The sequence below is a fragment of the Streptomyces sp. TSRI0107 genome, from assembly GCF_001905845.1.
Lineage (GTDB): Bacteria > Actinomycetota > Actinomycetes > Streptomycetales > Streptomycetaceae > Streptomyces.
The window spans coordinates 185,909-206,982 of sequence record NZ_LIVZ01000008.1 but is presented as its reverse complement, the minus strand read 5'-3'; the positions used below and the strand labels follow the sequence as shown (position 1 = coordinate 206,982).

23 protein-coding genes and 1 pseudogene are annotated in these 21,074 nt (G+C 74.0%); 5 read left to right on the top strand and 19 right to left on the bottom strand.

The window, feature by feature from the left end; all coding sequences use genetic code 11:
- Positions 1 to 6 precede the first annotated feature (6 nt).
- Complete coding sequence (locus AMK31_RS23505) at positions 7 to 702, bottom strand: histidine phosphatase family protein (protein ID WP_073942596.1); 696 nt, start codon at positions 700 to 702, stop codon at positions 7 to 9.
- 58 nt (positions 703 to 760) lie between these two features.
- Between AMK31_RS23505 and AMK31_RS23500 the strand changes: the two genes are divergently transcribed.
- The 3 genes from AMK31_RS23500 (at position 761) to AMK31_RS23490 (ending at position 3,412) form a co-directional block, all read left to right on the top strand.
- Positions 761 to 2,248 (top strand): bifunctional phosphatase PAP2/diacylglycerol kinase family protein, encoded by a 1,488-nt coding sequence (locus AMK31_RS23500; RefSeq protein WP_073942595.1) that lies wholly within the window; start codon positions 761 to 763, stop codon positions 2,246 to 2,248.
- A 130-nt stretch (positions 2,249 to 2,378) separates the two neighbouring features.
- Positions 2,379 to 3,200 carry a class I SAM-dependent methyltransferase gene (locus AMK31_RS23495; RefSeq protein ID WP_073942594.1) on the top strand — a complete coding sequence of 274 codons (822 nt, stop codon included), beginning with the start codon at positions 2,379 to 2,381 and terminating at the stop codon, positions 3,198 to 3,200.
- Between the two features lie 41 nt (positions 3,201 to 3,241).
- Positions 3,242 to 3,412 carry a hydrophobic protein gene (locus AMK31_RS23490; RefSeq protein WP_073942593.1) on the top strand — a complete coding sequence of 57 codons (171 nt, stop codon included), beginning with the start codon at positions 3,242 to 3,244 and terminating at the stop codon, positions 3,410 to 3,412.
- 14 nt (positions 3,413 to 3,426) lie between these two features.
- Here AMK31_RS23490 and AMK31_RS23485 read toward each other — a convergent pair whose 3' ends face one another.
- The 13 genes from AMK31_RS23485 to AMK31_RS23425 all read right to left on the bottom strand — a co-directional run bounded on the left by AMK31_RS23485 (position 3,427) and on the right by AMK31_RS23425 (position 13,570).
- Positions 3,427 to 3,732 carry a gas vesicle protein K gene (locus AMK31_RS23485; RefSeq protein WP_241842709.1) on the bottom strand — a complete coding sequence of 102 codons (306 nt, stop codon included), beginning with the start codon at positions 3,730 to 3,732 and terminating at the stop codon, positions 3,427 to 3,429.
- Between the two features lie 109 nt (positions 3,733 to 3,841).
- Positions 3,842 to 4,024 (bottom strand): gas vesicle protein, encoded by a 183-nt coding sequence (locus AMK31_RS23480; RefSeq protein WP_073942592.1) that lies wholly within the window; start codon positions 4,022 to 4,024, stop codon positions 3,842 to 3,844.
- Positions 4,021 to 4,836: a GvpL/GvpF family gas vesicle protein gene (locus tag AMK31_RS23475; protein ID WP_073942591.1), complete on the bottom strand. Its 816-nt coding sequence runs from the start codon at positions 4,834 to 4,836 to the stop codon at positions 4,021 to 4,023. The genes AMK31_RS23480 and AMK31_RS23475 overlap by 4 nt, the downstream gene beginning before the upstream one ends.
- Positions 4,833 to 5,165: a gas vesicle protein gene (locus AMK31_RS23470; RefSeq protein ID WP_073942590.1), complete on the bottom strand. Its 333-nt coding sequence runs from the start codon at positions 5,163 to 5,165 to the stop codon at positions 4,833 to 4,835. Before AMK31_RS23470 ends, AMK31_RS23475 begins: the two co-directional genes overlap by 4 nt.
- The gene (locus AMK31_RS23465; RefSeq protein ID WP_073942589.1) at positions 5,162 to 5,863 is read right to left on the bottom strand and encodes a hypothetical protein; all 702 of its coding nucleotides are present in this window, start codon (positions 5,861 to 5,863) and stop codon (positions 5,162 to 5,164) included. Before AMK31_RS23465 ends, AMK31_RS23470 begins: the two co-directional genes overlap by 4 nt.
- Positions 5,860 to 6,909, bottom strand: a complete 1,050-nt coding sequence (locus AMK31_RS41075; protein WP_073942588.1) for a hypothetical protein — start codon at positions 6,907 to 6,909, stop codon at positions 5,860 to 5,862. The genes AMK31_RS23465 and AMK31_RS41075 overlap by 4 nt, the downstream gene beginning before the upstream one ends.
- Entirely contained in the window at positions 6,906 to 7,133 is a 228-nt protein-coding gene (locus AMK31_RS23455) for a gas vesicle protein GvpG (RefSeq protein WP_073942587.1), read from the bottom strand. The genes AMK31_RS41075 and AMK31_RS23455 overlap by 4 nt, the downstream gene beginning before the upstream one ends.
- A 4-nt stretch (positions 7,134 to 7,137) precedes the next feature.
- Entirely contained in the window at positions 7,138 to 7,908 is a 771-nt protein-coding gene (locus tag AMK31_RS23450; protein WP_073942586.1) for a GvpL/GvpF family gas vesicle protein, read from the bottom strand.
- Positions 7,905 to 8,333: a gas vesicle structural protein GvpA gene (locus tag AMK31_RS23445; protein ID WP_073942585.1), complete on the bottom strand. Its 429-nt coding sequence runs from the start codon at positions 8,331 to 8,333 to the stop codon at positions 7,905 to 7,907. Before AMK31_RS23445 ends, AMK31_RS23450 begins: the two co-directional genes overlap by 4 nt.
- Positions 8,334 to 8,385: 52 nt before the next feature.
- Complete coding sequence (locus tag AMK31_RS23440; RefSeq protein ID WP_073942584.1) at positions 8,386 to 8,736, bottom strand: gas vesicle protein GvpO; 351 nt, start codon at positions 8,734 to 8,736, stop codon at positions 8,386 to 8,388.
- Positions 8,737 to 8,826: 90 nt separating this feature from the next.
- Positions 8,827 to 9,753, bottom strand: coding sequence for a non-homologous end-joining DNA ligase (gene ligD / locus AMK31_RS23435; RefSeq protein WP_241842706.1), 927 nt, complete (start codon positions 9,751 to 9,753; stop codon positions 8,827 to 8,829).
- Entirely contained in the window at positions 9,750 to 11,603 is a 1,854-nt protein-coding gene (locus AMK31_RS23430; RefSeq protein WP_073942583.1) for a transketolase, read from the bottom strand. Before AMK31_RS23430 ends, ligD begins: the two co-directional genes overlap by 4 nt.
- Positions 11,600 to 13,570, bottom strand: a complete 1,971-nt coding sequence (locus AMK31_RS23425) for an FAD-dependent oxidoreductase (protein WP_443333944.1) — start codon at positions 13,568 to 13,570, stop codon at positions 11,600 to 11,602. The genes AMK31_RS23430 and AMK31_RS23425 overlap by 4 nt, the downstream gene beginning before the upstream one ends.
- A 267-nt stretch (positions 13,571 to 13,837) precedes the next feature.
- Between AMK31_RS23425 and AMK31_RS23420 the strand changes: the two genes are divergently transcribed.
- A complete protein-coding gene (locus tag AMK31_RS23420; protein WP_073942581.1) occupies positions 13,838 to 14,797 on the top strand; it encodes an LLM class F420-dependent oxidoreductase in 960 nt (319 codons plus the stop codon).
- A 3-nt stretch (positions 14,798 to 14,800) separates the two neighbouring features.
- Here the strand turns inward: AMK31_RS23420 and AMK31_RS23415 are convergent, their stop codons facing one another.
- From AMK31_RS23415 to AMK31_RS23405, 3 genes are read right to left on the bottom strand one after another with little or no spacing between them, the layout of a single operon-like run.
- The gene (locus tag AMK31_RS23415) at positions 14,801 to 15,853 is read right to left on the bottom strand and encodes an SDR family oxidoreductase (RefSeq protein WP_073942580.1); all 1,053 of its coding nucleotides are present in this window, start codon (positions 15,851 to 15,853) and stop codon (positions 14,801 to 14,803) included.
- A 6-nt stretch (positions 15,854 to 15,859) separates the two neighbouring features.
- A complete protein-coding gene (locus AMK31_RS23410) occupies positions 15,860 to 16,321 on the bottom strand; it encodes a phage holin family protein (protein WP_073942579.1) in 462 nt (153 codons plus the stop codon).
- 40 nt (positions 16,322 to 16,361) lie between these two features.
- Complete coding sequence (locus AMK31_RS23405; protein ID WP_073942578.1) at positions 16,362 to 18,308, bottom strand: DUF5107 domain-containing protein; 1,947 nt, start codon at positions 18,306 to 18,308, stop codon at positions 16,362 to 16,364.
- 160 nt (positions 18,309 to 18,468) lie between these two features.
- On the opposite strand from AMK31_RS23405, the pseudogene AMK31_RS40460 reads away from it, so the two are divergent.
- Positions 18,469 to 18,606, top strand: a pseudogene (locus AMK31_RS40460) (DUF6204 family protein); the annotation flags it as partial.
- Here the strand turns inward: AMK31_RS40460 and AMK31_RS23400 are convergent.
- A complete protein-coding gene (locus tag AMK31_RS23400; protein ID WP_073942577.1) occupies positions 18,578 to 19,141 on the bottom strand; it encodes a GNAT family N-acetyltransferase in 564 nt (187 codons plus the stop codon). The pseudogene AMK31_RS40460 and the gene AMK31_RS23400 overlap by 29 nt on opposite strands.
- Before the next feature lie 91 nt (positions 19,142 to 19,232).
- Positions 19,233 to 21,011 carry a CocE/NonD family hydrolase gene (locus tag AMK31_RS23395; RefSeq protein ID WP_107468698.1) on the bottom strand — a complete coding sequence of 593 codons (1,779 nt, stop codon included), beginning with the start codon at positions 21,009 to 21,011 and terminating at the stop codon, positions 19,233 to 19,235.
- Positions 21,012 to 21,074 lie beyond the last annotated feature (63 nt).

Here is a 21,074-nt window from a genome sequence, read left to right as displayed (position 1 = left end):
AAACTCTTATCCGCCGTGGTGCCGGGGCCTGCCGGGCCGGCCGGCCGCGTCGAGGGGCCGCCCGGTGGGGCCGCCCTCGGCCCCGGCGGGGACGGCGGCGACGGTCGCGCCCGCCCAGGACAGCGCCTTCCAGCCGTCGGCGGGCGAACCCTCCAGGACCACCACGCCGGTGTTGTCGAGGAGGTGGGCGGCGGCGAACGGCACGTCGACGTTGTGGGCGCGGGCGGCGGTCCACATGCGGATCGCCGCGCCGTGGCTGAACAGGGCGGCGGTCGCGGCGCCGCCGCGGGCGGCCTCCTCGACCACGGCGTCGTACCGGGCGAGGGCCTCGGTGCCGCTCTCGCCGCCCGGCATCCGCAGCTCCGTGTCCCCGTCGGCCCAGGCGAACACGGTCCGCATGTACCGAAGGCCCCGCTCGGAGTCGCCGGGCAGCATCTCCAGGTCGCCCGCCGACACCTCCCGGATGCCGTCGCGCACGAGCACGTCGAGGCCGCGGGCGGCGGCCAGCGGCGCGGCGGTGAGCTGAGTGCGGAGCATGGTGGAGGCGTAGACGGCCTCGATGTCCTCGCCGGCGAGCGCGTCCGGCAGGGCGGCGGCCTGCCGCTCCCCCAGTTCGGTCAGCCCCGGCCCCGGCACGGTGGTGTCCAGCAGGAACTCCAGGTTGGAGGGGGTCTGGCCGTGGCGGACGAGCAGCAGACGCATGGGGCCTCCCGGGGGCCGGCCGGTCAGGAACCGGGCTCTTCAGGGTACCCGGCCCGGTATGAGCCCTGATGTCGATCTGACCGCCCCGCACCCCGGCCGGCCCGGCCTGCGGGACCACCTGCTCTCCCTGGACTCCCGGCTGTTCGAGTTCGCCGCGGCGCGGCACTGGCCGGCCGCCGAACCGGTGCTGCCGAGGCTGAGCCGCAGCGCCAACCACGGTGTGCTGTGGTTCGCGACGGCCGCGCTGATGGCGGCGAGCCGCACACCCCGGGGCCGCCGTGCCGCCGCGCGCGGTCTGGCCTCCCTGACCCTGGCCTCGGCCACCATCAACACCCTCGGCAAGCGTTCGGTGCGCCGCGCCCGGCCGGTGCTCGACCCGGTGCCGCTGGTGCGGCAGCTGAAGCGGCAGCCGATCACCACCTCGTTCCCGTCCGGGCACTCCGCGTCGGCGGCCGCGTTCGCGGCCGGGGTGGCGATGGAGTCGCCCGCGTGGGGCGCGGCGGTGGCGCCGGTGGCGTTCTCGGTGGCCATGTCCCGCGTCTACACCGGCGTCCACTTCCCGAGCGACGTCGTCGCCGGCGCCGCCCTCGGGGTGGGCGCCGCGTTCGCCGTACGGGGTCTGGTGCCGACCCGCGACCAGCACGCGCCGCCCGCCCGGCCGCGCGCCGAGCTGCCGGCGCTGCCCGACGGCGAGGGACTGGTCGTCGTCGCCAACACCGCGGCGGCCACCGCCGACCGGGTGCGCGGGCTGCGGGAGGCGCTGCCGCACGCGGAGGTCGTGGAGTGCGCGCCGGAGGACGTGCCCGCGCAGCTGTGCAAGGCGGCCGCGCGGGCCCGGGTGCTGGGGGTGTGCGGCGGCGACGGCACGGTGAACGCCGCCGCCGAGATCGCCCTGCGCCACGGGCTGCCGCTCGCGGTGCTGCCCGGCGGCACGCTCAACCACTTCGCCCTCGACCTGGGCGTGGAGGACGTACGGTCCTTCAGCCGGGCGGTCCGCGAGGGCGAGGGGGCGCGGGTGGACGTCGGCCGGTTCTCCTGCGGGGCGCGGCGCGGCATCTTCCTGAACACCTGCAGCCTGGGCGTGTACCCGGAGCTGGTGCGCGAGCGGGACCGCTGGTCGCACCGGATCGGCGGCTGGCCGGCGGGGGTGCTCGCGGCGCTGCGGGTGCTGCGCGCCGACCGGCATCCGCTGGAGGCGGAGGTGGGCGGCCGACCGCGCCCGCTGTGGCTGCTGTTCGCCGGGAACGGCACCTACCACCGGATGGGTCTCGCCCCGGGCCGCCGCCGGGACCTGGCGGACGGGCTGCTCGACGTGCGGGTGGTGCACGGCGGCCGCCGTCCCGCGCTGCGCCTGATCTCGGCGGCCTTCGCGGGGCCGCTGACCCGCTCCCCCGTGCACGCCGCCGTGGCGGTGCCCAGGCTGCGGCTGGCCGGGGTGGCACCGGGCACGCTGCTCGCCTACGACGGTGAAGTCACCGAGGTGGAGGGCGAGGTGATGCTGGAGAAGGAGCCGGAGGCGCTGGCCGTGTACCGCCCCGCGACCTGACACCCGGCAGCCTCCCTGTCCGTATTCTGAAACGAACTGTCTCATCATTCGGCATGCGGAGTACGGTGGCGGCGTCTTCCGCGGGGCTTCGGCGCCGCGGGAGCCTCACCGTCGAGAAGGGGGCACAGCCATGCCGGAAGCGCGGGAGACCGCCGTCTACACGCACGGACACCACGAGTCGGTGCTGCGCTCGCACACCTGGCGGACCGCCGCCAACTCCGCCGCCTATCTGCTCGGCTCCCTGAAGCCCCACATGCGGGTCCTGGACATCGGCTGCGGCCCCGGCACCATCACCGCCGACCTCGCCGAACTGGTCCCCGACGGCCATGTCACCGGCGTCGACACCGCCCCCGGCGTGCTCGACCAGGCCCGGGCCACCGCCGCCGGGCGCGGCCTGACGAACGTCGACTTCGCGGTGGCCGACGTGCACGCGCTGGACTACCCGGACGACACGTTCTGCGTGGTCCACGCCCACCAGGTGCTCCAGCACGTCGGCGACCCGGTGCGGGCGCTGCGCGAGATGAAGCGGGTCACCAAGCCGGGCGGCTACATCGCGGTACGCGACTCCGACTACGCGGGCATGACCTGGTACCCCGCCTCCCCCGGCATGGACGAGTGGGCCGCCCTCTACCAGCGGGTCGCCCGGGCCAACGGCGGCGAGCCGGACGCCGGGCGCCGGCTGCGGTCCTGGGCGCTGGCAGCCGGCCTGACCGACATCACCGCCACCTCCGCCACCTGGACGTTCGCCACGCCCGAGGAGCGGGCCTGGTGGAGCGGCCTGTGGGCGGACCGCACCCTGGCGTCCACGTACGCGCGGGTCGCCGTCGGCGGCGGGCACACCACCGAGGAGGGGCTGCGCGCGGTGTCGGAGGCCTGGCGGGAGTGGGGACGGCAGGAAGACGCCTGGTTCGCCGTTCTGCACGGGGAAATTCTCTGCCGCAAGGAAGTCTGAACGACGTAATTCGGGAAACTCGTACGGCAGGAGGTTCTGAGATGGTTCCCATCCTGCTCGTATTGCTGCTGGTCCTGATTCTCTTCGGCGCCGGATTCGCCGTGAAAATCCTATGGTGGATCGCGCTGGCCGTACTGGTCCTTTGGCTGCTCGGCTTCCTGCTGCGCGGCACGACGGCAGCCGGCTCCAGGGGCCGCTGGTACAGGTGGTGAGGAACCCCGGGACCTCAGTCCCGGGGAAGCAACGGTCCGAGCGGCCCGAGGTCCAGATTCAGGTCCTCGGGCCGCAGTCCGTAGCGCTCACGCAGTTCGGTCATCCGGTCGTCGAGCAGCATCAGGGTGAGCCCGATCCGCTCCTCCTGCTCCTCGGTCAGGTCCCCCGTGTCGAAGCGGCGCACCGCCTGCCGCTCCATCAGCTGGCGCAGCAGCTCGACGACGGTGAGGACGAGCTTGACGAGGTCGCGTTCGACGGTGTCGGGTTCCAGGTCGAGCCGCCTGCGGCGGTCCGGGTTCGTCACGAGGCGGTCCGCCACGGGGTCGTTACTCGTCGCCGGGTCGTTACTCGTCGCCGGGCCGCTCGCCGTTACCGGGTCACTCGTCGTCACCGGGTCGCTCGTCGTCACCGGGTCACTCCTTTCACGTTCACTCTTCCCACGGCGACGGCACCTGCGCGTTCACCGAGCTGATCAGGGCGTTCAGGTCGATGCGGACGAGGTCGACGTCCGCGATGCGCAGCGTGATGTCGCCGGTGATGACGACGCCGCCGGCCAGCAGCCGGTCCAGCAGGTCCACCAGGGCGACCTCCCGGCGTTCCACGACGGTCACGACAGTTCGCCCTCCCCGTTCTCCTCCTCGCCGCCGCCCGCGATGTCTCCCACGAAGGAGTAGGCGGCCCAGGGCCCGGTGAGCTCGACCCGCATTCCCGAGGAGTCGGAATCGTCCTTCGTACGGTCCACCAGTTCCACGAATTCCTCGGAATGGTCGCGCGGCACCAGATAGGCGGCATTGAGCACATTCCGTCCCGCGGCGCCGGAAAGCGCCGGGTTCTGCGGCGGATGCAGCCGGGAATCCTCGGCGTACCCGGAAAGCGATTCGTGCAGCCGTGTGGCGAAATCCTCGGCCTTTTGCCAGAGGTCCTCGCGGGCGCGGACCTGCGAGCGGCGCTGCCGGAGGTAGTCACGGCCTGAGGCGGCCTTCTCACGCGGCCGCTCGCCGCCCTCCGACTCCTGGCCCGGTTCCGGCTCGGTGAAGACCTTCACGCCCCATTCCACCCGCCCGTCCAGCCGCTCCAGGGTGCTCCGGAAGAAGTCCTCGCGGCTCTCGATCATCACCCGCACGGCGCTGTCGTCCCGGAAGACGGTGGCCAGCCGCAGCGGCAACGGGGTGGTGACCGTCGTCAGCGCGTCGATCACCTGCTGGTGGGCGCGCGCCGTGTCGGTGAGCCAGTCCAGGTCCTCCAGGTGGGCGCGCAGCGGCTCCTCGGCGAAGTGCCGCTCGGGGACCGTGCTGACGACGGCGACGAAGCCGTGGTGGTGCAGCAGCCGGGGCGGCACGCCCGCCACACCCGACAGCTGCGACTGGAGGGGGGCGCCGAACGGGCGGCAGACGGCGTACACATAGCGCAGTCCGGTGGTCATCGTGATCGCTCTCCCTCCAGAGCCGCCAGCCGATCCCGCAACTCGGCGTTCTCCCGGGCCAGTTCGTCCTTGCGGGCGAGTTCGTCGCGGCGGGCGCGCGAGGACAGCGCCGGATCGCTCTCCCACCAGTCGATGCCCATCTCCTTCGCCTTGTCGACGGAGGCGACGATGAGGCGCAGCTTGATGGTGAGCAGTTCTATGTCCAGCAGGTTGATCCTGATGTCGCCCGCTATGACGACGCCCTTGTCGAGGACCCGTTCGAGGATGTCCGCGAGGTTGGCGCCGCCGTCGCGGCCGTACTGCTCGGGTAGCCGGCTGGGGGTTGTCATCGGCGGCTCCGTTCGGCGGTCGGCCGGTCGCTCAGGGGTGCGGACGGTGGGCTGTCTCCCACGGGTACCCCGTTCGGCGCGTTCAGCGTGATGTGCCGCGCGAAGTCCGTCAGGTCCCGGCGGGCACGGCGGGCGGGCACCCGCACCAGGGCGGCGGCCCGCTCGGCCGGGCCGCCGGGCCGGTACTCGGCGATCAGCAGCACCCGCGTGAGGTCGTCGGCGAGCGGGTGGAAGGAGACCACGCCCCGCAGGCCGTGCGCGGTCCACACGATCCGGTCGCCGGGCGCCGGGTGGGCCCGCGGATGGCGCGCCCACACGTCGTACGCCGTGCGCGCCGGTACGCCGACGTCGATCCGCTCGACGACGGCGAGTGGGCGGGCCGCCGTACCGCCGCGCCGGTCCGTCAGCCGGTCGACGGCGAGCTCCAGCGCGGCGCGCGCCGGGCCCTTGCCGTCGGCGAGCTTGCGGCCGACGGCGAGGGCGAGCCGGGCGAAGCCGGGGTCGCGGCCCTCGGCGATGTCGGTGAGCCGGACGGTGGCCTCGCCGAGCCCCCGGCCGACCCCGGTCAGCAGCCGCTGCGCCCGGGCGGCCAGATACTCCCGCGCCTCCGCGCGGAGCCGGTCGGCGGCCTCACTGCGGGCCACCTCGGCGAGCAGGCCGGGGCGGCCGGACGCCGCCGGCACGAGAGCGCCGGTCATCGGTCACCGCCTCCCTTCGTCGTACGGGCCCCCGCCTTCGCGGAAGCCGACCTCCGCGCGGCACTCCGCGCGGCCGCGGTCCTCTTGGCCGGCGGCTTCTTCGCGGGGGGCTTCCTGGCGGCGGGCTGCTTGGCACCGGCCTTCTTGGCAGGGGCGTTCTCGGCCGGGGTCTTCTTGGCGGCGGCGTTCTCGGTGGGAGCCTTCTTGGCCGGGGCCTTCTTGGCCGGGGCCTTCTTGGCGGGGGCCTTCTTGGCCGGGGCCTTCTTGGCCGGGGCCTTCTTGGCGGGAGCCTTCTTGGCCGTGGGCTTCGAGGCAGCGGGCTTGTCGGCGGACTGCCCGCCGCCGGACCGCCCCCCACCGGACCGCCCGGCGCGGGACCGCGCGGCCGTGGCCTTCTTCGCGGTGGCCTTCTTGGCCTTCCGCACCGCGGTCTTCTTCGCCGCGGCGTCCTGCGCGGCGGTCTCCGGACGCTCCGGCGCCCGCGCCTCGGACTCCTCGACCGGCTCCTCGCTGCCGTCGCCGTCCCCGTCCAGCGCGTCGTCGATCTCGTCGGCGTCCCCGTCCAAGGGCGCGTCGATCTCGTCGGCGTCCCCGTCCAAGGGCGCGTCGATCTCGTCGGCGTCCCCGTCCAACGGCGCCTCGATCTCATCGGCGTCCTCGTCGACCGGCTCCTCGCCGTCGTCGACATCCCCGTCCAAGGGCGCCTCGAAATCGTCGGCGTCCTCGTCCAACGGCGCGTCGATCTCGTCGGCGTCCTCGTCCAACGGCGCCTCGATCTCCCCACCCTCCGCCGCGGCCCCGCCCGCGCCCAGGCCCGCGTAGATCTCCGCCGTCCGTTCGTGCAGCCGGTCGGCGAGCGCGTCGAGGCGGCGTTCGGCCCAGCGGGCCAGGGTGTCCGCCGCCGCGTCCGGGACGCCCCGCAGGTCCTCGCGGAGTTGCTCCTCGATCTCACGGACCTGCGGGTTCTCCCGGACCCGCCGGGACAGCAGCCGTAGCTGCCGGCGGGCCAGGAGGACCACGGCGACGGCCACCAGTCGGCCCTTCATCGTGACGTCTCCAGCCGGTCGAGGAGTTCGTCCTCGCGGCGGTCGAACTCCTCCTCCGTGATCTCCCCGGCGTCCAGCTGCTCCTCCAGCCGGGCGAGTTCGGCGCGGACCGTGGCGGGGTCGTAGTAGATCCGCTCCGCCTCGGCCAGCACCTGTCTGACCGCCCAGGCGCTGCCGCGCACCGGCGCGAACGGCAGCATCAGCACTTCGCCGATCAGTCCCACGGGCTCAGCCCTCCGCGCTCTGCGCGCCCGCCGCGCTGCCCGCGGTCTGGGCCGGACCCGGCTCGACGAAGCTGTACGGCGGCAGCGGCCCGTTGGCGCGCAGCTCCAGGTGGGGCAGGTTCTTGCGGGCCTGCTCGACCGCGGCCAGGAACGGCTCGGCCGCGTTCCGGTCGACCAGGAAGGAGAGGTTGACCAGCCAACCCGAGGACTCGGGCCCGGCGCTCACCGCTTCCGCGGCCGCCTCCAGCGCCCGCCGCACCTCGGCGGCGTCCTCCGTCTCCTTGGCCCGCACCGCGGCGGCGACCATCTCGCCGAGCCGCAGCTTGCTCTCGTAACTGCCGCCTCCAGCCTGCCGGTTGGCCTCGGCGAGGGACCTGATCTCCTGGTCCTCGGCCATCACGTGATGCAGGACGGCCTCCTCGATGTGGGAGGCCTTGACGTTGTACTCGACCTTGCCGTCGAGAGTCCGCAGCCGTTCCCGATAGTGCTCGGCGCGTTCGGCGAGGACGCCGGTGACCGACTCGTCGTCGGGGGCGACGCTGCCGAACCGCATCGGCAGCACGGGGCCCGCGGCGCCCGCCTCGGCGAGCACGTTCTGATGGGCGATCAGGTCGCGGCGCTTGGGCCGCAGCCCGTCCGGTGCGTCGCTGACGAGGGCCGCCAGCTCACCTTCCTTCAGGACCCGCACCGGGCGGGCGGGATCGCCGACGCCCTCCATGCCGTCGGGGAGCGCGGGGTGGGAGCGCGCGGCGATGCCGTAGACGTAGGTGCTCACTCCTGTTCCTCCTTCCGGCGGGTGGTGGTGCGGCGGCTGCGGGACTTGGGCTCGTTCTCCTCCGAGCCCTCGTCACGGGCCTGCTTGAACGCGTCGGAGATGGTCTGCGCGGCGCCGGACAGGGCGCCCTTGGACTTGCCGCGCGCTCCGGACTCGGTGATCTGCCCGACGACGTCCGGCAGGCCGGGGCTCTTGCGCGGCCCGGACTCCAGGTCGAGGCGGTTGCACGCCTCGGCGAAGCGCAGATAGGTGTCGACGCTGGCGACGACGACCCGTACGTCGATCTTCAGAATCTCGATACCGACCAGGGAGACCCGCACGAAGGCATCGATGACGAGCCCTCGGTCGAGCACGAGCTCCAGGACGTCGTAGAGGCCGCTGGAGCCACCTCCCGAGCCGGTCTGCTGTGCCGGGACAACGGTCATGTCGACCTGTCCTCCTTCTCTGCTGGTGTGGTGGCGGGCGTTCGAGGGCGGCCTAGCGGCCGCCGGGCCGTTGTGCGTCGGCCCGCCCGCGTTCGTAGCGGCGCACGCGCCGGTAGCCGGTGAGCAGGCCCCGGTCGTCGAGTTCCACCTGGTAGCTCGCCATCAGGCTCATCGTGTCGGGAACCCGGGTGAGTTCGAGGACCTCGATCTCCAGGGACCAGCCGTCCTCCGTCTGTTCGAAGGACGACACGGTCTCGGCGGTCATGCCGGTGAGCTCCGCGAGCTGGGTGCGCGCCTCGCGCAGCACCTCCATCGGGCTCGGCCGGTCGTCCGCCGTGGACGTGTTCCGCTTCTGGTTCTCCTGTGAACTGTGTGATTGGGATGTGCTGTTCGTGTTCGACATGGCCACCTCCGTGTTCGGGTGGCCGCTCGTTCTTTGGCCAAACCTGTGGAATGCACAGCGGTGGGGCGCGGCGGGACGGGTGCCGGGGCGTCAGCCGCGCAGCGCGTCGAGCCGGCGCCGGGCCGGTGCGAGGGACCGGCCCCGGTTCAGCACGCCGGCCCACGGGTTGGTGCGGGCCTGGTCGACGGCGTCGGCGAGGGTCCAGCGGCGCGGCCCGAAACCGGGTGTGCCGAGCTGGTCCCAGGTGACGGGTACGGCGACGGGAGCGCCGGGGCGGGCCCGGACGGAGAACGGGGCGACGGCGGTCTGGGCGTAGGCGTTGCGCTGCACGTCCAGGTAGAGGCGGTCGCCGCGGTCCTTCTTGCGGGCGGCGGTGGTGAACCGGTCCGGGTGCCCGGCGGCGAGGGTGTCGGCGACGTCGCGGGCGAACCGCCGTACCTCGTCGGCGTCCTGCTGTCCGTTCAGCGGCACGACGACGTGCAGTCCGCGCGAGCCGGTCGTCATCAGGGCGGACGGCAGCCGCAGTTCGTCGAGCAGTCCGCCGAGCAGACCGGCCGCCTCCCGGACGGACGCGAAGTCGTCGCCGGGCGGGTCGAGGTCGAAGACCAGCCGGTCGGGGCGGTCCAGCCGGCCGGTGCGCGACAGCCAGCGGTGCAGGGTGACGCAGGCCTGGCCGGCGAGGTGGACGAGGGTCGCGGAGTCGTCGCAGACGGTGTGGCAGACGGTGCCGCCCTCCTTGGGCACCTCGACGCGGGTGATCCAGTCCGGGTAGTTCTCCGGGGTGTTCTTCTGCATGAAACGGGGTCCGTCCACGCCGTCCGGATGACGCTCCAGCATCAGCGGGCGGCCGCGCAGATGCGGCAGCATGAACGGCGCGACCGACCGGTAGTAGTCGACGAGGTCGCCCTTGGTGTACTCGGGATGGCCGTCGCCGGCGGGGAACAGCACCTTGCCGGGCCGCCGCACCTCGACGGTACGACGGCCCGCTCGCACGCTGCGTGTGCCCGCATCGGTCACGGTACGACCGCCTGCTCCACCAGCAGGCGTACGGCGGCGGCGATGGACTCGGCGTCGATGCCGGCGGCGTGCAGCTGCTCCTCGGGCGACGCGGAGCCCGGCATCGTCCGCACCGCGAGGCGCACCAGGCGCGGCATGGGGCGGCCGTCGAGGAAGGCCTCGCAGACCGCGTCGCCGAGCCCGCCCTCCGGGTGGTGGTCCTCCACGGTCATCAGGCAGCCGGTGTCCTCGGCGGCCTGGCGCAGGGTGAACCGGTCGACGGGCTTGACCGAGTACAGGTCGACGACCCGCACCTGGATGCCCTCCCGGTCGAGGGCGTCCGCGGCGGCCAGCGCCTCGGGGACGGTGACGCCCGCCGCGACCAGGGTGAGCCGGTCCCCCTCGGAGGAGCGCAGCACCTTGCTGCCGCCGATCGGGAACTCCTCGTCCGGTTCGTAGAGCACCGGGCCGGCGCCGCGCGAGGTGCGCAGGTAGCGGATGCCGTCGAGCCCGGCCATCGCCGCGACCAGCGCGGCCGTCTGGTTGGCGTCGCACGGGTAGAGCACAGTCGAGCCGTGCACGGCCCGGAACATCGCCAGGTCCTCCAGGCCCATCTGCGAGGGTCCGTCCTGGCCGATGGCCACACCGGCGTGCGAGCCGACCAGGTTGATCCCGGCGCCGCTGACCGCCGCCATCCGCACGAAGTCGTGGGCGCGGGTGAGGAAGGCCGCGAAGGAGGAGGCGTACGGCACCCAGCCGCGGGAGGCGAGGCCCACCGCGGCGGCGACCATCTGCTGCTCGGCGATGTAGCACTCGAAGAAGCGGTCGGGGTGTTCCTTGGCGAAGAACTCGGCTCGGGTGGAGTCGCTGACCTCGCCGTCGAGGGCGACGACGTCGTCGCGGGCGGTGCCGAGCGCGGCGAGGGCCTTGCCGTAGGCGTCCCGGGTGGCGACGCCGTCGCCGCCCCGCTCCCACCGTGGGAGGTCTACGGGCGCCCCGTTGCGTACGGTATGCAATATCCGGGCGACCGGCGGTTCGTGTACCTGGACGATCAGGTCCCGCTCCCCGCCCAGCTGCTCGATCGCGTCCTCCGCGTCCGGCAGCGGCTTGCCGTGCAGGCCCTCCCGGTCCTCGACCCCCTCGACACCCTTGCCCTTGAGGGTGCGGGCGAGGATCACGGTGGGCTGGCCCTTGGTGGATATGGCCTCGCCGTAGGCGCGGTCGATGGCGTCGACGTCGTGGCCGTCGATCTCGATCGTGTGCCAGTCGAAGGCCCTGAACCGGCGGCCGTAGGCGTCCAGGTCGTGGCCGTGCCGGGTCGGTCCGCGCTGGCCGAGCCGGTTGACGTCGACGACCACGACGAGATTGTCCAGACGCTCGTGGCCCGCGTGCTCGGCGGCCTCCCACACGGAGCCCTCCGCCAACTCGCTGTCGCCGCACAGCACCCAGACGCGGTAGTCGGTGCGCTCCAGCCGCTTGCCGGAGAGCGCGACGCCGACGCCGACCGGCAGCCCCTGGCCCAGCGAGCCGGTGGCCGTCTCGACCCACGGCAGCCGCTGCGGCGTGGGATGGCCCTCCAGCCGGCTGCCCTGCTCGCGGAACGTCAGCAGCTCCTGGTCGTCGATCGCGCCGGCCGCCTTGAGCACCGCGTAGAACAGGGGGGACGCGTGTCCCTTGGAGAGGATGAAACGGTCGTTGGCGGGGTGGGCGGGACGGTCGAAGTCGTAGCGCAGATGGCCGGCCAGCAGGACCGCCATCAGGTCGGCGGCCGACATCGAGGACGTCGGATGCCCGGATCCGGCGGCGGCCGCCGCGCGGACGCTGTCGACCCGCAACTGCTGCCCCAGTTCGGCGAGTTGGGCGGTGTTCATCGCTCTCCTTCCGCAGGCGTCTCGGACTCGGGGGGATCGGCGGGCAGGTCGGAGGCCTTGACCGGGCCGGGCGGCTCACGGTCGGTGCGCGGCGCGGCCCCCGTGCGGGGATGCCGTACGGGGCCGGGCGGTTCGCCGGCCGAGTCCTCCTCACCGGCGGGGCCGGGCGGCTCGCGGTCGGCCCGGGGCTCGGCGGGGCTCGATCCCTCCTCGCCGGTCACCATCTCGCCGGGGCCGGACGGCTCGATGTCGGCCGAGCCGACGGCACCGGGCGTCTCGGCGTCCAGGAAGGGCCCGGCGACCCCGGACAACTCCGCGTCGCTGTCCACGACGGCGCCCAGGGGACGACCGCCCCGACCCTGGCCCCGTCCCTGACCGTGATCCTGACCGGGGCCCCGCACGGGTTCCTCACCCGGATGGCTCTTGGCGGGTTCCCCACCCGGGTGGTCCTTCGCGGGCTCCCCACCCGGATGACTCTTCGCTGGCTCCCCACCGGGCTGGTTCCTCGCGGGTTCCCCGCCCTTCCCGCTCCGCGCGGGCTCCTCGGCCTCCGGGCTCCGCGCGGCACCGGGCCCGTCACCGACGGCCCGACCGCCCGCGCCCCCGGTTCCGCCTCCGCTCCCGCTGCCGCTCCCGCTTCCGCTTCCGGCTCCCGCCTTCGCTTCGGCCTCTGCCCCGACCTCGTCCGGCGCCCGCACCAGTTCCGGCGAGGCCGTGTCGAGCGGTACCGCCCAGGACCGTACGAGTCCGAGTTGCACGGCCTGCCGGGGCAGTACCGCGTCGAGCAGCCAGTCCGCGGCCACCCGCACCCGGTTGCCCGGCATCGCGGCGAGGTGGTAGCCGCGGGTGACCGCCCCGGCGAGCGGTCCGGACATCGGCACGCCGAGCGGGTTCGCGGCGGCCTGGGTGCCGCCGAGGTCGACGACGAACCCCATGTCGCGGTGCCGGTAGGCCTGCCGCTCCGCCGCGCCGAGCGACGCGGCGACGTTGCGGGCGCAGACCTTGCCCTGCCGCCAGGCGTGCTGTGCGGTCATCGGGGTGTACTCCCCCGGCTTCTCCAGGTCGGGCACGGCGGCCACGTCCCCGCAGGCGAACACCTCGGGCCGGCCGGGCACCTGGAGGTGGGGGTCGACGAGCAGCCGGCCGCGTTCCAGGGGCAGCCCCAGCGACGCGACGAGCGGGTCGGGGCGCACCCCGACGCACCACACGAGGGTGCGGGTCTCGACGTGCTCGCCGTCGGTCAGCAGGACGCCGTCGCGCGTGGCCTCCTTCACGGAGGTGCCCATCCGCACGTCCACGCCGCGCTGCCGCAGCACCCGGTCGGCGGTGCGGGACAGCCGTTCGTCCAGTTCGGGCAGGACGCGCGGCGCCACGTCCAGCAGCATCCAGCGGGGCCGCATGCCCTCGCGCAGGGGATGCTTGCGGACCTGGGCGTCGGTGAAGAGCCGGCCGTGCGCGGCGACCTCGGTGCCGGTGTATCCGGCACCGACGACGACGAACGTGCAGCGTGCCGCGCAGCTCTCGGGGTCGTCGGAGGCGGCGGCGAGTTCCACCTGCCGGGTGACGTGGTCGCGCAGGTAGAGCGCCTCGGGCAGGCCCCGGAAGCCGTGCGCGTGCTCGGCGACGCCGGGGATGGGCAGGAGCTTGTTGACGCTGCCGGCGGCGAGGACCAGCCGGTCGTACTCGAGGGTTCCGTCGCCGCCCTCGGGGTCGCTGTAGTGCACGGTGCGCGCGTCGAGGTCGATCGCGTCGGCCTCGCCGAGCACCAGCCGCACCCGGGGCAGGGTGCCGGAGAGGGAGACGGTGACCCGGCGCGGTTCGAGGATGCCCGCGGCGACCTGGGGCAGCAGCGGCAGGTACAGGAAGTAGTCGGTCGGGTTGAGCAGGGTGATCTCGGCCTTGTCGCGGGCGGCCCGGGACAGGGCGCGGGCCGCCCGGTAGCCGGCGAAGCCGGCGCCGACGACCACGATGCGGGGTCGACTCACGGTGCGCCTCCGGCGTTCTCGCCCGTACGGGGGCAGGTAGGCGGGCACGGACGAGGCCGTACGGGTTCTCCCGTACGACCTCGTACGCGCGGTACGAGCTTTCCGCGTCCCCCCGGCCGGGGCACCCAAACGTCTGCCGGGGGCACCCGAACGTCTGCCGGGCGCACCCGGGCGTCCGCCGTTTCCCCGCCGGGCGGGCGGGCAACTCGGTCGGCCGGTCCCCGGAAGCCCCCGTAGTGGAGGTCCCCCATGCCCGAGTACGGCTATTTCCTGTCCTGCGAGGAATTCGGCCCCGCGGAACTCGTGGAACAGGCCAGGATGGCCGAGCAGGCCGGTTTCCGCTCACTGTGGATCTCGGACCACTACCACCCCTGGAACAGCGCACAGGGGCAGAGCCCGTTCGTGTGGTCGGTGATCGGCGCGCTCTCGCAGGCGGTGTCGCTGCCCATCGAGACGGCGGTAACCTGCCCGACGGTCCGGATCCACCCGGCGGTGGTGGCGCAGGCCGCCGCGACCTCCGCGGTGATGACGAACGGCCGGTTCCGGCTCGGCGTGGGCTCGGGCGAGGCGCTGAACGAGCACGTCGTCGGCCACACCTGGCCGCCCGCGGACGTGCGCCTGGAGATGCTGGAGGAGGCGATCCTGATCATGCGCCGGCTGTTCACCGGCGAGGAGGTCACCCACCACGGCACCCACTACACGGTGGAGAACGCCCGCCTCTACACCGTCCCGGACGAGCCGGTGCCGATCGATGTCTCCGGCTTCGGCCCGAAGGCGACCGCGCTCGCGGCGAGGGTCGGGGACGGGTACATCACGATGATGCCGGAGACGGACATGGTGGAGCGGTTCCGCAAGGGCGGCGGCGGTATGAAACCGGTCAGCGGCGGCACCAAGGTCTGCTGGGGCACCGACCGCGCGGAGGCCGTCCGTACCGTGCGCCGGCTGTGGCCCAACGAGTTCCTGCCCGGCGAGATGGGCCAGGTGCTGCCGTCACCGAGCCACTTCGAGCAGCTGGCGCCGCTGATCACCGAGGAGATGATCGCGCGGAACGCGGTGTGCGGGGACGACGCGGACGAGCACGTGGCCGCGCTGACCGCGTTCGCGGACGCCGGCTTCGACGTCGTCTACGTCAACCAGATCGGCCCCGACCAGCGCGGCTTCTTCGACTTCTACCGGACGAAGGTGCTGCCGCGGCTGCCGGGGAACTGAGGTCTACCGCCGTGCGGCCCGCGTCAGGGCGCGGGCCGCGAGCAGGGCGGCGCCCGCGGTGAGGGCCGTGCCCATCCGGCCGCGCTGCCGGGACAGCCACTGCTGGGGGCTGCGGTCGTGGGACTCCTCGTCGAAGCGGCCGTGCGCCCCGAAGTCGCGTCCGTGCGGCCCGTCGGCCGGCGCCCACAGGTTCCCGCCGCCGGTCGCCTCCTGCCGCTGTCCCGCCTCCGGCCGGGACTCCTGCTGGGAGCCGAACCCGGTGCGCGCCAGGTACCGGTCGAGCAGTCCGGGCGCCACGGCGTTGCCGAGCAGCGTGGCGACCGTGGAGCCGCCGACCCAGTACTCGCGCCGCCGCGGGTGGGACGCCGCGTGGACGATCGCGCGGGCCGCGACCTCCGGCTGGTACACGGGGGCCACCGGGCGGGCGCGGCCCGGCATCCGGCTCAGCAGCCAGTCGAACTGCGGGGTGTTGACCGCCGGCAGCTGCACCATCGTGGTCCGCACCCGGCTGCCCTCGTGCAGCAGCTCGCACCGCAGCGACTCGGTGAAGCCCTGGATGGCGTGCTTGGCCCCGCAGTACGCGCTCTGCAGCGGCACCCCGCGGTAGGCGAGCGCGGAGCCGACCTGCACGATCGTGCCCCGGTCGCGCGGCCGCATGTGCCGCAGCGCGGCCCGGGTGCCGGACACGTAGCCCAGGTAGGTCACTTCGGTGACCCGGCGGTACTCGTCGGCGGTGATGTCGGTGAACGGGGCGAACACCCCGCAGAACGCGTTGTTGACCCAGACGTCGATGTGGCCGAAGGCGTCGACGACCTGCTGGGCGGCGTCCTCGACGGCCCTCGCGTCGGCCATGTCGACGGTGACGACCAGCGCCTCCCCGCCCGCCTGCCGCACGTCGTCGGCGGCTGCGGCCAGGCCCTCGCGGCCGCGGGCCAGCAGGGCGACCCGGTCGCCGCGCGCGGCGAAGGCGCGGGCCGTGGCGCGGCCCACGCCGCCGCTGGCCCCGGTGACCACGACGGCCCGGCCGCGCCCCGTGCGCCTGCCCGTCCCGCGCACCGCGGGTCAGGCCCGGTGGTGCGGGGACTCGGGGTCGGTGCCCTGCTGCCCCGGCGCCGGGGTGCGCGGGGCGGTCGACGGCATCGGCGGGTACGGCATGCCGAGCCCGCTCGGCGGTGCCGCCGGCGGTGTGCCGCCGAGGGTGTGCCCGTCGCCGGAGTCGTACATCGAGTCGTGCTTGGGCCGGGCGGCGCCGCGCAGCGCGTAGGCGACGGCACCGAGCAGGGCCGCGGTGATCAGCGCGGCGGCCCAGTCCGGCAGCGCCAGGGCGAGGGCGAGCCCGACGGCGAGCGCGAGGGCCGCGCCCGCGTACAGGGCGACGGTGCCGGACGCGGCGTACAGCATGGCCGTACGGCGCTGCTTCCGGGTCTGCTGCCGCAGTTCGTCGCGGATCGTCTCGCGCGCCACCTGCGCCAGTTCGTCGACGAGATGTCTGTCCAGATGCTCCAGATGATCCAAGCGGTCCATGGCGGCCGGGTACCCGGCGCCCGCCGCGGGTAACACGTGGTCACCGCGTGGGCGGGCGCATCCGGAAGTCGTACCGCGCGGGCAGCGGTTCGTCGGAGAGCCGGGCCCACAGCTCGCCGATGGCCTCGGCGCCCTCCCGCAGGTCGGCGACCTCGAACCCGGCGTCGAAGACGGCCCGCGCCGCGTCCGGGCGTCCCTCGGCGAGCAGCAGTTCGGCCTCCAGCAGCCGGAACGCGCCGCGCTGCCGGGTGTCCGGGTCCAGGCGTTCCCACACGGCGCGCGCCCCGGCGGCCCGCCCCACCGCGAGCAGCGCCTCGACGGCCTCCCGCGCCAGGGCGGCGGTGACCGCGGCCCGCCCCTCGAAGTCGTCCCGGCACAGGTCGTCGAAGGCCTGCGCGTACCGGTCGGCGGCCCGCTCGGGGTGGCCGTCCACGCGGTCCGCGACGGCGAGGCAGCGCAGGGCGGGCCAGTCGGCGGGGGCGAGGGCGAGGCCCCGCTCCCAGCTGCGCACGGCCTGCGCCCGGTCGCCGGCGTGCCACTGGGCGACCCCCAGGTGGTACTCGGTGAGCGGGGTGGCGGGCGCGGTCTCCAGCATGTCCCGCCAGTGCGGGGCGACCAGGGTCGGCCCGGGCGCCCCGGACCGGCGGGGCTCGGGCAGGGCGCCGGCGTGCAGCAGGTGCAGCCAGGGCGCCTGGGCGTCGTCGAGGGTGCTCTCGTCGAAGGGTGTGCCGGGCAGCTTCCAGCCGCCGCGCAGCACCTCCAGGGCGCCCCAGCCGGAGCCGCGGGCGAGGATCTCGCCGGGTCCGGTGTCGGCGTACGGCCGCCAGGCGGCGTACGCGTCGTCGACGGCCCGGCGCGGCAGGGCGGCCTCCAGCCGGTCCTCCGCGGTGCGCAGTACGTCGGTCCACTCGCCGTCGGGCGGGGTGCCGAGCGGCCCGTACGCCTCCAGCCAGGACACCTCGCTCTCCGCCTCCAGGCGGACGTGTTCGAGCTGGGTGCGGGCGAGACCGGCCTGGATCTCGCAGTAGCCGCCGGTGCCGGGCTCGGTGAGCCAGTCCTGCCAGCGCCGTCCGCCGCCGCCGGTGCCCCACACGAAGAGCTTGCGGCCGCGCAGCACGTCGGTGGAGGTCTGCACCAGGCCGTGTCCGTCGGCGCCGACCGCGGCGATCCAGCGGCGCCGGCCGTCGGGCAGGTCGTAGAACCAGTCGGCGGCGTGGGTGCTGTTGAGGGGGTACGTGCGGTCGACGCCGTCGTACGCCGGTACCGGCACCCGGCGCAGCCGCCGCTCGTAGCCGAACTGCCAGGCCTCGTCGGCGGGCGCCAGCACCCGGCACTGCTCGGGGACGGCGATGTTGGACCACCAGTAGGTGGGCACGGGGCGCTCGTGCGGGTTGCGGACGCGGACGCCGACGTGGAGGAAGTCGGAGCCGTCCGGCAGCCACAGGTCGACCTGGAAGGGCAGGTCGCGCAGGCGTTCCCACTCCCACAGCCGCAGCATCTCGCCGCCGTCGGGGGCGGGGACGCGGGCGGCGTGCAGGGGTGAGCAGGACAGGGTGGTGTGGCCGGTGGCGCCGATGTTCCATTCGACGCCGCCGGAGAACCAGGCGCCGTTGAGGGCGAAGTTGGCGGGCTGCAGGACGGGGTTGCGGTAGAGGAGTTCGCGGCCCCGGTGCACGAGGGAGACGAGCCGTCCGCCGAGGCCCGGGAGCACGGTGGCGCTCAGCCGGTCGTTCTCGATCACCAGCGCGTCCAGGTCGCGGGGTGAGCGGCGGCGGCCGTAGCCGTCGCGGAGCGGGACGGGCAGCAGGCCGCGCAGTGGCTCGTAGGCGATCTGGCGGGCCATGTCGCGCGGCAGGTCCCGGCGGTCCCGCTCGTCGGCGCGATGCGCCTCGTCGAGGGGCCGCAGCGGGGGCAGCGGGTTGTCGGGACCCGATTCGGCGGCGGGCAGGGTCACTACGGCGCGTCGGATCGTCGTCACGATCACCATGGAACCGGGCGAGCGGCCCGCTGCACAGAGGATCTGCCGGTCAGGATTGGGCAAAGGCGTCCCTGCCGCGCGTACGACGATATTCCGTATGCGGTCGACGGTCGCCGTCGGCCGCGTCCGACACCACGACGAAACGCATCGAGAAGTGCTTCAGCGGTACGAGATGGCGGCGGCGCTCGCCGAGGACCGTGCCGAGTCGGCGCTGCGGGCGCTCGGCTACGGTTTCACGGGCCTGAAGTCGACCGTCACGGACCTCGACACGATGAAGGTCAACCGGAAGCCCGCATCTCGGCGGTGAGCGCCCAGCGTTCGTGGTCGCGCCAGGCCCCGTCGATGAAGAGCATGTCCGGCGAGAAGCCCTCCAGGCGGAAGCCCAGGGCCTTGGCGAGGCCGATGGAGGCGGTGTTGCCGGGCTGGACGTTGATCTCCAGGCGGTGCAGCCGCATCGGCCCGAACGCGTACCCCACCACCAGCTCCAGGCCCTCGCGCATCAGCCCGCGCCCGGCGGCGTGCGCGAAGGCGCCGTAGCCGAGGGCGCCGCACTGGAAGCCGCCGCCGACGATGTTGTTGATGTTGATGAACCCGGCGATCGCCCCGGGTCCGTCCGCGCCGTCCTTCTCGCAGACCAGGAAGCCCGCCTTCGCCGGGTCGTCGATGAGCCGGCCGGCGTAGGCGCCGTACGCCTCGAGGGTGTCCGGCGGGAACAGCCACGGGTGGTGCAGGTCCTTGCTCTCCCGGACGCGCGCGACGAACTCGTCGCCGTCGCGGTGGGTGAAGTGGCGTATCCCCACCCGGGGGCCCTCGGCGAGATAGCGGGAGGTGGCGTGCGGCATTGGAACAGCCTACGCCGGGGTCTTCGGGCTCATGGGACCAGAGTGAGCCCGAAGCCCGCCGTCCGCACGGCGGGGGCGCCCGCGGGGTGACTCAGCCGCCCGTCACCGGGAGGCGCAGCACGCCGGTGTCGTCCGGCGCGCTCACCACGGTCACCGGCTTCACGCCCCGGTTGCCGAAGTAGGCGCCGTCGCTCGCCGCGATCACGAACCGCAGCCGGTGCCCCTGCGGGTAGCGGTGGACGATCCCCGGCAGGGTGACGGTGAACCGCTCGGTGACGTCCGGCACCCGCACCGGGGCGACCAGCCGGCGCACCAGCGTCTTGGTGCCGTCGGGCGCGACGTCGTACAGCTTGGCGAACAGCACGAGCTTGTCGGCGGCGTCGTCGGAGTTCTGGGTGCGTTCGGCCGCCGGGGAGACGACCTTCAGGGTGACGCGGGGCGCGCCCACGACGGTCAGCGGCCGGGTCAGCGGCTCGCCGGTCCACGCGAGGTGGGTGCCGGGGGTGTCGTACGGCTCCGGATCGGGCAGTCCGATCAGCCCGGCGAGCGAGCTCTCCGAATGGCTGCTGGGCAGCAGCCAGTTGGTGTAGGTGCGGCTGCCGCGCGTCACCTTCGTCCGGTTGTCCACGAGCTTGCCGTCGCCGGAGAGGTACAGCGTGCTCGTGGGTGCGGGCGGCGCGTCGGCGGTGGCGTAGGTGTCGTCCGGGTCGCTGATCCAGTCGCGGTAGTAGGCGAAGGCCGGTCCGGTGTCGGTGCGCCGGTGGCGCAGGTGGCGGTCGAACCAGGCGAGGACGCGGCGGCCGACGTAGCTGGTCTCCAGGTTGCCCTGGGCGAGGTTCAGTTCGCCGGCGGCGGGATCGGTGAGGCCGCCGCTGTGGCCCCAGGCCTGCCAGATCATCTTGACCGGTGTGCCCTGCGCCTTCAGCGTCCGGTAGGTGGCGGTCGCCTCGTTGAGGTTGAACAGGCTGTCGGCCTGCCCTTGCACCAGGAGGGTCGGTGTCCTGACCCGGTGCAGGTAGGAGGCCGGGGAGACGCTGTGGGCGTAGTCGAGCAGCTGGTCCGTCCGGTCGGCCGGGTAGCTGCCGGAGTTGAGGGTGCGCACCGTCCGGCAGGCCTGGGTGACGAAGTGCAGGCAGGCCAGGGAGTTGATGCGGGACGGGTCGAGGCTGGGCTGGAGCAGCGGCTGGCCCTCGCCCATGAGGTAGAAGCCGTTGGTCCACTGCCATTTGAAGGCGCCCGGCACTCTTTGGGCACCGACCGCGTTGTTCGGGTCGAGGGAGTAGGCGAGGTCGTTCCAGGTGATCATCGGCACGAGCGCGTCGACGCGCCGGTCGACGGCGGCGGTGGCCAGCTGTACGGCGCCGCCGTAGGAGCCGCCGATCATGCCGACGCGCGGGTCGCCGGCGCCGTCGAGGGTGACGTAGTCGGCGCGGGTGCCGTCGTCGGCGGCACGCTTCCCGGCGAGGAAGTCGACGAGCTGGGCGGCGGCACGGCCGTCGGTCTCCGGGTCGTCGAGGGAGATGAGGCAGCCCGACTTGCCGAAGCCGAGCCCGGAGTAGACGAGGGAGACGTATCCGCGCTGGGCGAAGGCCTTGCCGATGGCGTCCGTGGACCCGTCGTCCTTGCTGCCGCCGAAGCCGTTGGTGCCGAGCACGGCGGGGGCGGGGTGGTCGCGGTCGGCACCGGCGGGCCGGTACAGGTCGGCGTCGACGGTACAGGTGCGGTCGCCGGCCCGGACGGTGAACGTCAGCGGGGTCACCGTGTAAGCAGTGGTCGCGGCGGCGGGAGCGGTGAGGGCGAGCGGTGCGGTCAGGGCCGCGCCGAGCGCGGCGGCGAGGGCGGCACGTGGTCTGGGGACACGTCGGGGCACATGGACCTCCACGCTGAGGACAACCCGATACCGACCAGTAGGTACTGGCCGGTAGTCATGCTG